The sequence below is a fragment of the Nocardia sp. NPDC004722 genome (assembly GCF_053601505.1).
The window spans coordinates 1-11134 of the sequence record NZ_JBSGBY010000262.1 but is presented as its reverse complement, the minus strand read 5'-3'; the positions used below and the strand labels follow the sequence as shown (position 1 = coordinate 11134).

Annotated in this window: 13 protein-coding genes; 6 read left to right on the top strand and 7 right to left on the bottom strand. The window is 67.5% G+C overall.

Going from position 1 to position 11134, the window contains the following annotated elements:
• The 3 genes from ACWELQ_RS24220 to ACWELQ_RS24210 all read left to right on the top strand — a co-directional run.
• On the top strand, positions 1 to 447 hold a 447-nt coding region (locus tag ACWELQ_RS24220), incomplete at its 5' end, for a hypothetical protein (RefSeq protein WP_452399333.1).
• Between the two features lie 71 nt (positions 448 to 518).
• A complete protein-coding gene (locus tag ACWELQ_RS24215; protein ID WP_452399332.1) occupies positions 519 to 1676 on the top strand; it encodes an alpha/beta hydrolase in 1158 nt (385 codons plus the stop codon).
• Positions 1677 to 1760: 84 nt separating this feature from the next.
• Positions 1761 to 2108, top strand: a complete 348-nt coding sequence (locus ACWELQ_RS24210; RefSeq protein ID WP_452399331.1) for a DoxX family protein — start codon at positions 1761 to 1763, stop codon at positions 2106 to 2108.
• On the opposite strand, the gene ACWELQ_RS24205 is transcribed toward ACWELQ_RS24210, so the two are convergent.
• Positions 2093 to 2968, bottom strand: coding sequence for an alpha/beta fold hydrolase (locus ACWELQ_RS24205; protein ID WP_452399335.1), 876 nt, complete (start codon positions 2966 to 2968; stop codon positions 2093 to 2095). The genes ACWELQ_RS24210 and ACWELQ_RS24205 overlap by 16 nt on opposite strands.
• A gap of 107 nt (positions 2969 to 3075) precedes the next feature.
• On the opposite strand from ACWELQ_RS24205, the gene ACWELQ_RS24200 reads away from it, so the two are divergent.
• The 3 genes from ACWELQ_RS24200 to ACWELQ_RS24190 all read left to right on the top strand — a co-directional run bounded on the left by ACWELQ_RS24200 (position 3076) and on the right by ACWELQ_RS24190 (position 4883).
• On the top strand, positions 3076 to 3477 hold the full coding sequence (locus tag ACWELQ_RS24200; protein WP_452399330.1) for a winged helix-turn-helix transcriptional regulator: 402 nt from the start codon (positions 3076 to 3078) through the stop codon (positions 3475 to 3477).
• Positions 3478 to 3816: 339 nt separating this feature from the next.
• Positions 3817 to 4293: a DUF6228 family protein gene (locus tag ACWELQ_RS24195; protein WP_452399329.1), complete on the top strand. Its 477-nt coding sequence runs from the start codon at positions 3817 to 3819 to the stop codon at positions 4291 to 4293.
• 89 nt (positions 4294 to 4382) lie between these two features.
• Positions 4383 to 4883, top strand: a complete 501-nt coding sequence (locus ACWELQ_RS24190) for a hypothetical protein (RefSeq protein ID WP_452399328.1) — start codon at positions 4383 to 4385, stop codon at positions 4881 to 4883.
• 525 nt (positions 4884 to 5408) lie between these two features.
• Here the strand turns inward: ACWELQ_RS24190 and ACWELQ_RS24185 are convergent.
• From ACWELQ_RS24185 to hutU, 6 genes are all read right to left on the bottom strand, one after another.
• Positions 5409 to 5831, bottom strand: coding sequence for a DUF732 domain-containing protein (locus ACWELQ_RS24185; protein WP_452399334.1), 423 nt, complete (start codon positions 5829 to 5831; stop codon positions 5409 to 5411).
• 130 nt (positions 5832 to 5961) lie between these two features.
• Entirely contained in the window at positions 5962 to 6837 is an 876-nt protein-coding gene (locus ACWELQ_RS24180) for a sterol desaturase family protein (RefSeq protein ID WP_452399327.1), read from the bottom strand.
• 44 nt (positions 6838 to 6881) lie between these two features.
• The gene (locus ACWELQ_RS24175; RefSeq protein ID WP_452399326.1) at positions 6882 to 7121 is read right to left on the bottom strand and encodes a hypothetical protein; all 240 of its coding nucleotides are present in this window, start codon (positions 7119 to 7121) and stop codon (positions 6882 to 6884) included.
• Between the two features lie 61 nt (positions 7122 to 7182).
• On the bottom strand, positions 7183 to 8379 hold the full coding sequence (gene hutI, locus ACWELQ_RS24170) for an imidazolonepropionase (protein ID WP_452399325.1): 1197 nt from the start codon (positions 8377 to 8379) through the stop codon (positions 7183 to 7185).
• 10 nt (positions 8380 to 8389) lie between these two features.
• The gene (locus ACWELQ_RS24165) at positions 8390 to 9685 is read right to left on the bottom strand and encodes a formimidoylglutamate deiminase (RefSeq protein WP_452399324.1); all 1296 of its coding nucleotides are present in this window, start codon (positions 9683 to 9685) and stop codon (positions 8390 to 8392) included.
• A gap of 13 nt (positions 9686 to 9698) precedes the next feature.
• Positions 9699 to 11134 (bottom strand): urocanate hydratase (gene hutU / locus ACWELQ_RS24160; protein WP_452399323.1); only part of this gene is annotated, 1436 nt, incomplete at its 5' end.

The window sequence follows — 11134 nt, the reverse complement described above, 5'->3', positions numbered from 1 at the left end:
AGCATGTACGACGAGGGCACGGCGCTGACGGCGGATCACGTCACCGCCACCACCGAGGAGGCAGCGGTGGCGAGCATCGCCGAGGTCGCCTGGCGCTATCTGGCGTCGGCGACCGGGAGGACGGCGCAGGAGGCCGTGCGCACGTACGTCGTGCACGCGGGCGCTGCCGCCGTCGACCGGTTCGTCGGCCTGGCCCGCTCCGATCGGCGTGCAGCCGTGCGGTACGAGGCGATCGGCGCGCTGGCGAAACTCGCGGCCGCCGAGTCGATCTCCGCGCTCGCCGACCTGCTGGCCGAGCCGCCGGGCGTGAACTGGTCCGTCCACCTCGCCCTGCTGTGGGCGCTCGCGGACCTCGCGCCCGGCGTGACCGTCCCGCCCCCTCTGGCCGACGTCGATCACCTCGAGTTGCAGAGCGCCCTCGCCGCGCTCACGGCCCGCCAATCCTGATCAAGCCCGCGCCCCGGTACCGGGTCGGCGGTATTGTCGGACCGTTGTGCCGTCGAGAGGGAGTGGTGGCCATGGCAGTTCGTCACAGGTTCGCGGGGGCGGTGCGGCAGGCCGCGCTGGCCGCGGGCGCGGTGAGCGCGTGCGCCGCCCTGACCGCGACCGCCGCTCCGGCCGTGGCGGACGCGCACGACCTGGGTCGGCTTGGTGGCGTCGAATTGCTGAACGGCGCATGGTCTTTCGACAAGGCGGCGGTGTCGCTGGGGATCACCTACACGACTGCCGATCAGCGGGACAACCAGGCGAATGCCAGCGCCGCGCTGTACCTCCCGCCGGGTCTGCCGCCGCAGGGCGGCTGGCCGCTGGTGGTGTGGGCGCACGGCACCATCGGGATCGGCAATGACTGCGCGCCGTCGCACCGGCCTCAATCCGATCGTAATCGCAGTTATTTCAACGAGATCCTGTCGCGCGGGTACGCGGTGCTCGCCCCCGATTACCAGGGCCTCGGCACCGGCGGCAAGTTCAGCTACTACAACACCGCCGTCGAGAGCCGTTCCCTGCTGGACGCGGTGACCGCCGTGCGAAGCCTGCCGGTGCCACTGACCCGGCACTGGGTGCTCATCGGGCAGTCCGAGGGCGCGCACGCGGTCATGAGCGCCGCCGCGCTCTACGCCCGAAACCCCAGGTACGCACAGGGTCTCACCGGTGTCATCGCCACCGGGTTGCGCACCAACCCCGCCAAGAGTCTGCGGGAGATGTTCCGCGCCGACTCCACCGGCTCCGACAACCAGGTCGGCTACGCCGGGTACTACCTGGCCGCCCTGGAGGAGCTGAACCCGGGCACCGTCACCCCGTACCTGTCCGAGTTCGGTCGGGAGTATGTGGAAAAGGCTGCCACGGAATGCCTTTCGGACCTGGTGGCCGACGCGCAGAGTCGCCGCCCCGCCGCCCTCGTCGCCGACCCGAACAATCCCACCCCCACCTTCGAAGCCGACATCCGGTCCCTGGTCGGCTACCAGGAGGACGTCGTCCCCGCCGATCTCATGATCGGTTACGGCACCGCCGATATCGACGTTCCCCCGGCCGACACCCCCGCCTACGGCCCCGCCCTGCAATCCCACAACCCGTGGGCGACCATCACCGTCACCGCGTACGAGGGCAAGGATCACAGCGGCGCGTTCCTGGCCTCCCTCCCCGACGCCCTCGGCTTCCTGCAGCGGCATCTGCCCTGATCCAGGGGCGATGTCACACCTGGTGACCGGCCGTCGTCATTCCAGCGATCGAGTACATCGCATTCGGAAGGACGGTCGATCATCATGAACATCGCCTATCACATCGTCGGCATCGTTGCGGCCCTGTGGGTCGGCTTCTCCGGCTACTCGCTGTTCACCAAGCAGCAGTTCGTCGTGGACCCGCTGATCGAATACGGCGTGCCGCAGGGTTGGTGGAACATGCTGGCGCTGGCCAAAACCGCCGGTGCGCTCGGACTTGTCGTGGGCTTCTTCATTCCCGCGATCGGCGTGGCGGCCGCCATCTGCCTGATCCTCTACTTCGCGGGAGCCGCGGCCACCACCGTCCGCGCGCACTCGTACAAGACCACCCCGTTCCCCCTGCTCTACCTGGCTCCCGCAGCCGCCACGCTGGTCCTTCAGCTGGCCAGGTGAGAACCGCCCAGCGTTCGAGCGGCGAGGAAGGGCATGACCAGGTCGAGTAGTTCGCGTGGGCGGTCCAGCGGGATGATGTGACCGCAATCCGGAATGACCTGCGCGACAAGGCTGTCGGAGATCGGGCGTAGTTGCCGCGCGAGGGCGTCGCCGACCGGGTGGGAGCCGATCGCCAGGGTGGGGGTGGTGAGGCGGGTCGACGCCACGGCGCGCGCGAGCTGACCGGCACTGGTCGGTAGCGCGCGATAGTAGGAGAAGGCGCAGCGCAGGGCGTCGCTTCCGGTGTAGGCATCGAGGAAGGCGGCGTGGACATCCGGCGGAACGCCGCGGCCGCGGGTGCCGGTGGTGAGAAACCATTCGAGGTAGCGCGCCTCGTGGCCCGGCAGGACCGATTCGGCGAGGCCGGGGACCGCATGGAAACCGAACCACCAGGGCGGACCCGCGGCGAGGAAGTCTTCCGCGCCGGGAAGTGTGCCCAGCAATGCTTCCATGACCACCAGCCGCCGCACCCGGTCGGGATGGCGCAGGGCGAGCAGCACCGCGACCGGGGTTCCGGCATCGATCGCGACGACGGCCGCCGTGGATTCGCCCAAGGCGTCTAGGATTCCGGCGATATCGGCGGCCAGCGTGTCGGCGTCGTAGCCGTCCGGCGCGCGGGTAGTGGCGCCGAACCCGCGCAGGTCCGGAGCGATCACCCGGTACCGCTCAGACAACGGGCCGATGATCTCGCTCCACACTCGCCAGGTGTGCGGAAAGCCGTGCAGCAGAACGACAGCGGGGCCGGAGCCCGCGATGGCCACGTTGGCGCTGATGCCGTTGGTCTCGATCCTGCGCAGCTCGATCGGCGCGGCTTGCGACATGCGGGTCACGGAACCTCCCAGGCAGTAACTATTGGTTACCAGGAAACGCTAGGTAACATCGATTACCCTGCCAAGACGGCACTTCGACGACAGGTGGTGAGGTCCAGGTGACCACCCGATCGGCACACGCGAAGCCACCGGCTCGCGGCGATCTGTTCGACACCCAATGCCCGACACGGCAATTGCTGGACCGCATCGGCACAAAATGGACCTCGATGGCGGTCAAGGTCCTCGCGGAGGCCGCACCCGGCGAGGTCCGATTCGCCGAACTGCGCCGCCGAATGCCGGGCGTATCCCAGAAAATGCTCTCGGTCACCCTGCAGAACCTGACCCGCGACGGCCTGGCCACCCGCCGAGTAGAGCCGACAGTGCCACCGCGCGTCCACTACCGACTCACCGACCTCGGCTTGTCCCTGGAGATCCCGTTAGCCGCACTGCGCACCTGGGCCGAGGACCACATGTCCGAAATCGATCACCACAACGCCCTCAACGACACACCGCCACCGTAACGAAATCCCCCGCACCCCAAGCGGTCATCCCCCACAACACAAAGGCTGCCCACCGCCCGCACCCACATCCCTTCGGATCGACAGTCGGCGACAAGGTCAGGGAGCACTCAGCGAGGGAAAGCGGACAAAATTCCACAGTGAGTACTCCCGACCCTTCAATCGAGCACGCCAGATCAGCGATCGACGAACGCCCTCACACGTCGCGCGCCGCGCGGTTCGAAACGCTGCGGCACCTGCCGGGCGAACGCACTATATTGCCGAATGGCGTGCGCGACGATGGGGCGTAAATGCCGTCCTGCGCTCCCCAGCAGGTGCAGGTGAGCAGGCTATTCTCGCCCGATGGCCTGCGAATTCGAAAGCGAGATGGTCGACCAGGGCGACGCGCTCGAGATCATGGACCGTTCCCTCGGAACTCGGGTTCGGCTGTGGCATCGCACGAAGCCGTACGGCGAGGACAACGTCGCAGTATGTGTGGAGTTGTCTGCCGATGGGATGGTGGCCTCGACGCGTGGGCTAATGCTCGATTACGTCGCCGGTCGCTCGCTGCCGAGATTTCTCAGCACCTTGGAACGGGATTTCGCTGGCTGGCACGGGATCCGGACGTGGGACAGCATGAACGACGAATTGCGGATCGAGGCACAGCACTTGACCTTGGGACATGTTCGGCTCGTATGGCGTCTGAGCGGGGGACCGAGTGAATCCCTTTCCTGGACGGCGACGGTCGTGACTCATCTGGAAGCTGGTGAGCAGTTGCGGCAGTTCGCAGCAGCCGTCCATCGGTTCCTTCTGCCCGCCGACACTGGGCATCGGGAGTAGCCAATATCCGCTATTGCCGAATGCAGTGCGTTCGGCAGCCATACCAGGCATCCAGCTATCCGGAGATCGACTCGGGTACGGTGCGCGGTGTGGAGTTATTGCGGCGGTTCACTTCTGAGCAGTATCGGTATGCGCTGGAGTGCTGGGCGTGGATCGGGCTGGAGGGTAGAGAACCGGTTTTCGCGTCGCCGTTCGGAGACATCTTCTTCGATTCCCAGGACGGTGTCTGGATCCTCGACATTGTCGAGGGGACGCTGGAGTGGGGGTGGGCTGATCTCGGGGAGTGCGGTTCGGAGCTGGAGACCGTTGAGGGCCAGGAGGATTGGCTATGGGCTGATCTGGCGCATGCAGCCTTCGAGCACGGGCTGAGGCCGAAGCGGTCCGAGATCCTGGATTTTGCCGTTCCTCCAAAGGTGGGTGGCGAGTTGAGTCTGGACAACGTTCATGTCATGGACTTCGTCACTGCGGTGGGTATGGCCGGTCAGATCCACAACCAGTCGCGGTACGTGCCGGAAGGCGCGACGGTCCAGTTCAAGATCCAGGAGCAGGAGCGACAATCCGGGTGGCGTCGGTGGCTACCCGGGCGGTAGACCCAACATCCGATTCTGCCGCTGACCGCTCGGTTCCCGAGACCCGGAGCGGCAGACCGGCGAACGGCTCGCGGCGGTACATGATCGTGGGATGCCTAATGGGATGTCGGACGATGAGCAGCTTCGGTTCGTCGTCAAGGGTGCCTTCAACCTGACAAGTCGGGGGACGTCGGTAGTCGGGCACATCGAGGCTGGCTGGGTAGTTGTCGGCGACCGGCTTCGTGTCGTGAGAGTCGATGGCGAGCTCGGTCCCACGGCCGAATGCACCGGAGTAGGTCGTCTACGGGTTGCGAGTCGGGAACCAGGGCAACCTGTTCCGATGGCAGTACTTCTTCCTGACCTGCAAGTTTCGGATATTCGGGAGGGTGACGTCCTTGTCCGCGATGCCGTCATCGAGTAACTGGCATCGCGCCCAACGCACTCAATTGCCGCGGGCCGCGCGGTTCGAGGCGGGCAACTGGTTGACGCTGAGGATTGCTGGGGTCGAAGGGTTGCTGGATGCTGCTGATAAGGGTGCCGACGATGTTAGAAGGAAGGCAGTTTGGTGGTGTTGTCTTGACAGAGGTTGCCTATGGCCAGGAAGACGTATTGGGTGGCCCAGTCGGTGGTCAAGGGTGGGGTCCATTGGGCGACAAGTTGGTCGGCGGAGGTGCCCTCGTCGAGGTCTGTGCAGATCTGCCCACCGATGTGGATGGCGGTGGCTTCGTCTTGGAGGACATGGGGATCGCCGAGGCGTTTCAATGCGGTGACGAAGTTGTTCGCGGCGGTCGGGTTGTCCTCGGCGCGGAAGATCCGGTGGCCGGGTTCGCTTGCCGAGGTGGCAGTGTGGATTGTCGCTGTGGCGCTGACCGGGGCGGTCAATGCGGACAACGCTGCTGGTTGGTCGCCGCCTGCCGAGCAACCCGGCACTACGGCGAGCATGGCGAGCAGCGGCAGTAGCGGAGCCATCTTCACGATGCAGGACCCTAGCCATTGCTGAACGTGATTGGGGCTGGAACGGGATGAATGAGGTGCCGGGCGCGCGAACTCCGTGTCCGGCTATGAGCCCCCGGTAATCGTCGATCAAACCTGTTCTGCCTCAATCAGAGTAGCCATGCACTTTCCCGCCGACGGGTGAGGTGCCGGGTGGGCCGAAGACGGCGCGGAGGATGGGGCGGGGGCCTCGGGCCTCGCCTATGTCGGTGAGCATGGCCAGTAGTTCGTGGAAGTTGGTTTTGATCGGGTTGAAGGTGTTGATGTTCTTGGTGAGGCCGTAGGTGACGGGGGCGGATTCGTGGGCGTAGGTGCCGAAGAGGCGATCCCAGAGGATCAGGATTCCGCCGTAGTTCTTGTCCAGGTAGGGGTTGTCGGCGCCGTGGTGGACCCGGTGATGGGAGGGGGAGTTGAAGACGTATTCGACGGGGGCGGGGAGGAAGCCGATGCGTTGGGTGTGCAAGGGCCACTGGAACATCGAGGTGGCCATCAGCACGAACAGGATGATCAGCGGGGGGACGCCGATCAGGGCGGCGGGGATGTAGGCCGCGTTGTAGAGGAAGGTCGCGAACGGCATCAGCGCCGGCATGCGCAGGGCCGTCGACATATTGAACTGCTCGCTGGAGTGGTGCACGCTGTGCGCGGTCCAAAGGATGCGGATGCGGTGTTCGGCGCGGTGGCCCCAGTAGTAGCAGAAATCGGTGGCCAGGACACCGATGACCCAGGTCCACCAGCGATCGGCGGGGAGGTGGAACGGGGTCAGCGCGGCGGTGACCAGGAGGAAGGAGAACGGGACGAACAGGTTCTCCAGTGGCACGGTCGCCTTGCTGACCAGGCCGATCACCAAGCTGTTCGCGGTGTCCGGAGCATAGAACCCACGCTTGGGCTCCCCGCCCGCACTGCGCCGCCAGGCCACCCATTCGACGATCATGGCCAGCAGGTTCACGGGTACCGCGAACAGGAGAATGCGACTGAAATCCACCGTGAGTCCTAGTCCGAATTCATCTGACAGGGTAGGGAATTCGACTAGGAGACGCCGGACCCATGACCCGGAGCAGGGCTGAAGAAGCTCTCGATGAGGCCGATCAACCCCGCGAGCCCGTATTGCGCCGACCCTGTGGCCTGGTCGGACGAGCCGCTCGAGGCGACGGGCTGCGGCGCGGTCGGCGCAGCGTAGGCCACACCCTTGGCAGCGGCCAGGCCGGTGAAAAGCACTGCCACGGCGAGTGTTCCACGGAACTTGGTTCTGGCATCGATTTTGGACACTCGAGGCTCCTTCGGCGGGTGTACGAGGCCTCGAGGCTAACAACTCTGAACTGCACTGTTTTCAGATTGTCTGCCCATAGTTCCTGGGGCACTGGATTTCCACGCCGCGCTGCCAGACGGACCAGGTGAGGGGTACGCCGGGGCGGTAGGCGAGGTGGGTGACGGAAGGGGCGTCGAGGATGTGGAGGTCGGCGCGGGCAGTGGGGCGGAGGATGCCTACCGCGCCGGGGACGGACAAGTCATGGGCAAGTGCGAGGGCGGCACCGGCGGTGGCGGACCAGATCGCTTCGGGGACAGTCATGCCCATCTGTAGGACTGCGATGGTGACGCAGAAGGCCATGGAGGTGGTGTAGGAACTGCCGGGATTGGCGTTGGTGGCCAAAGCGATTCGAGCTCCGGCGTCGAGGAGGCGGCGGGCGGGAGCCAGCGGCTGGCGGGTGGAGAGATCGCAGGCGGGGAGGAGGGTCGCGACCGTGTCGGACGCGGCGAGAGCCTCGATATCGAGGTCGGTCAGGTGGGTGCAGTGGTCGACGCTGGCCGCGCCGTGGCTGACGGCCAGGCGGACACCGGGGCCGGGGGCGAGCTGGTTGCCGTGGACGCGCAGGCCGAGCCCGCGGGCGCGCCCCGCCTCGAGGACTCGGGCCGCGTGGTCGGCGTCGAAAGCGCCTGTCTCGCAGAACACATCGATCCAGCGGACGTACGGCGCGACGGCGTCGAGCATGGGGCCGCAGACCAGGTCGGTGTAGGCGTCGGCGGAGAAGTCCGGCGGGACGATGTGCGCCCCGAGGAAGGTGACCTCGTCGGCGACCTCGGAAGCCAGAGCAGCGCACCGCTTTTCGTCGGCGACGGTGAGACCGTAGCCGGTTTTGGTCTCCAGGTAGGTGGTGCCCTGACGGAGGGCCTCGGCTCGCAGACGGCGGAGGGTGGCGGCAAGGGTGGCATCGGTCGCGGCGCGGGTGGCCTCGACAGTGGTGCGGATACCGCCTGCGGAGTAGGGGGTTCCATTCATGCGGGCGGCGAACTCCGCCGTCCGGTCACCGGCGAAGACCAGGTGGGTGTGGCTGTCGACCCAGCCGGGAAGCACCGCTCGCCCGCCGACATCGACGCGGTGATCGGCGACGGGAGCGGCGGAGGCAGGTCCGATCCAGGCCACCCGTTCGCCCTCCACGACGACGGCTGCATCCGTCAGGACGCCGAATTCCTCCGTGTTGGTGGTGAGTTCGCCGATTCCGGTGATCACCGTGGCGGTCGATGTCATCGCGCTCCGATCACTGCCATAGGGTTCCTATCTCGGTGTCGAGTGCGGCCGCCACGTTGCCGAGGGCGCGGTGGACGCGGTCGCGCACGATCCAGCGGCCCGCGACCATCACGTCGGTGACGTCGGAGGCGTTGGCCGCGAAGAGGATTCCAGCGCCGTCGACCCCGGCCGTGCGCACGGACGCCGTGTCCACACACACCAGGTCGGCGTCCCGGCCCGGTGCGATCGCCCCCAGGTTGGTCCAGCCGGAGGCCGCGTGCGCCGTCGCGGCGGCGAGCAGTTCGTTCGCGTCGAAGCGGCCGCGCTCACCGCTGGCGAGCCGGTCGTGGAACTCGAGCGCCCGAGTCTCGAACCAGGGGTCGATGATCGAATGCCCGTCGCTACCGAGCGCCAAACGGGCCCCGGCGTCGGCCAGCGCGCGGGCGGGCCCGATGCCGTCGCCGAGATCGGCTTCGGTACTGGGGCACAGGCACACCCACGACTCCGCGAGCGCGGCGATATCACCGGAGGTGAGGTGGGTCGCGTGAACGGCCACCGTGCGGGGTGTGAGAGCGCCTGCGGCCGTGAGCAATTCGGCAGGCGTGCACCAGTACCGCGCCAGGCACTCCGCGTTCTCGCGCGGCTGCTCCGACAGGTGCACGTGCAGGGGACGCCCGGCCGCGCCGTGCACCACGGCCGGCAGTTGTTCGGCTGGTACCGCCCGCACCGAGTGGATGGCCGCCCCGGTGATCACCAGATCGCCTGCGGGCCGGAAGGATTCGACCCGCCGCGCCCAGGCGTCGGCGTCGCCGTCGTCGAATCGCTGCTGCACGCCCGAGGTGGGCTGCCCGAAACCTCCCGCCACATAGCAGACGTCGAGCAGTGTCAGCCGGATCCCGGCCTCGTCCGCCGCGGCCACCAGCGCGTGCGAGAACTCGTTGGGGTCGGCGTAGCGCTGACCGTGCCCGGGATGATGCAGGTAGTGGAATTCCGCGACACTCGTGTACCCGGCCAGCACCATCTCCGCGTACACCGCCCGCGCCAGCCGATAGTAGGAGTCGGGCTCCAATCTCCGTGCCAGCGTGTACATCCGGTCGCGCCAAGTCCAGAAGCTGCCCCGATCCGCGTGCGTCCGCCCGCGCAACGCCCGATGGAAGGCATGCGAGTGCGCGTTGGCGAACCCGGGCATCGCCAGGCCGGAGAACACGGTCCCGGCGGGCTTCTCCCCCGGCGAGACCGCGGTGATCACGCCCTCGGCGACATCGATCCGCACCGCCTCGGCGAGCCCGCCGGGCAGCCACGCGCGGGGGAACCAGTAGCTGCTCATCCGGCCATCGATTTCAGCTCTCCCACAGCGGGATTCGCACATCCCGGTCGCGGGCGACGGTCTCGGCCTCCGGATATCCGGCGTCCACGTGCCGCAGCACGCCCATGGCCGGATCATTGGTCAGCACCCGATCGATCTTCTGCCCCGCCAGCGCCGTGCCGTCGGCGACGGTCACCTGGCCCGCGTGGATGGACCGGCCGATGCCGACCCCGCCGCCGTGGTGGATGGACACCCAACTGGCTCCCGAGGCGGTATTGACCAGGGCATTGAGCAGCGGCCAGTCGGCGATGGCGTCAGAACCGTCGGCCATGGCCTCGGTCTCCCGGTACGGCGACGCCACCGAGCCGCAGTCGAGGTGGTCGCGGCCGATCACGATCGGCGCGGAAACCTCACCCCGGGAGACCATGTCGTTGAATCGCAGCCCTGCGGCCTGGCGTTCGCCGTATCCGAGCCAGCAGATGCGGGCGGGCAGGCCCTGGAAGGCCACCCGCTCCCCCGCCAGCCGGATCCAGCGGGCGAGGGACGCGTTGTCCGGGAACAGCTCGAGCATGGCGCGGTCGGTGGCCGCGATATCGGCGGGGTCGCCCGAGAGCGCCACCCAGCGGAACGGCCCCTTGCCCTCACAGAACAGCGGCCGGATGTAGGCGGGCACGAAGCCGGGGAAGTCGAAGGCGCGCTCGTAACCCGCCAGTTTCGCCTCACCCCGGATCGAGTTGCCGTAGTCGAACACCTCAGCGCCCCGGTCCAGGAACCCGACCATCGCACCGACGTGCAGGGCCATGGAATCGCGTGCGCGGCGGGTGAATTCGTCCGGCTTGCGGCTCGCGTAATCGTCCCAGTCCTCCACAGCGATCCCGATCGGCAGATAGGTGAGTGGGTCGTGGGCGGAGGTCTGATCGGTGACGATGTCCACCTCGACCTCGCGGCGCAGCAGCTCCGGCAGCACCTCGGCGGCATTGCCGATCACGCCCACCGACAGCGGCCGCCGCGCCGACTTGGCCGCCAGCACCCGGGTCAGCGCGTCGTCGAGATCGTCGGCGATCTCGTCGAGGTACCGGGTCTCGACGCGGCGGCGCGCATGCCCCGCATCGCATTCCACGCACAGCGCCACCCCGCCGTTCATGGTGACGGCGAGCGGTTGCGCGCCACCCATCCCGCCGAGACCTGCGGTGAGCGTGAGGGTTCCGGCGAGGCTGCCGCCGAATCGCTTGGCCGCCACCGCCGCGAAGGTCTCGTAGGTGCCTTGCAGGATGCCCTGGGTGCCGATGTAGATCCACGACCCGGCGGTCATCTGCCCGTACATGGTGAGCCCGGCCGCCTCCAGCCGCCGGAACTCCGGCCAATTCGCCCAGTCCGGAACCAGATTCGAGTTGGCCAGCAGGACGCGCGGGGCCCATTCGTGGGTGCGCAGCACGCCCACCGGACGGCCGGACTGCACCAGTAGCGTCT

Coding starts and splice junctions, on each gene's coding strand:
- hutI (WP_452399325.1), bottom strand. CDS start 8,379: ATGACATCGACCGCCACGGTGATCACCGGAATCGGCGAACTCACCACC.
- ACWELQ_RS24185 (WP_452399334.1), bottom strand. CDS start 5,831: ATGGCTCCGCTACTGCCGCTGCTCGCCATGCTCGCCGTAGTGCCGGGT.
- ACWELQ_RS24165 (WP_452399324.1), bottom strand. CDS start 9,685: ATGAGCAGCTACTGGTTCCCCCGCGCGTGGCTGCCCGGCGGGCTCGCC.
- ACWELQ_RS24195 (WP_452399329.1), top strand. CDS start 3,817: ATGGCCTGCGAATTCGAAAGCGAGATGGTCGACCAGGGCGACGCGCTC.
- ACWELQ_RS24210 (WP_452399331.1), top strand. CDS start 1,761: ATGAACATCGCCTATCACATCGTCGGCATCGTTGCGGCCCTGTGGGTC.
- ACWELQ_RS24215 (WP_452399332.1), top strand. CDS start 519: ATGGCAGTTCGTCACAGGTTCGCGGGGGCGGTGCGGCAGGCCGCGCTG.
- ACWELQ_RS24205 (WP_452399335.1), bottom strand. CDS start 2,968: ATGTCGCAAGCCGCGCCGATCGAGCTGCGCAGGATCGAGACCAACGGC.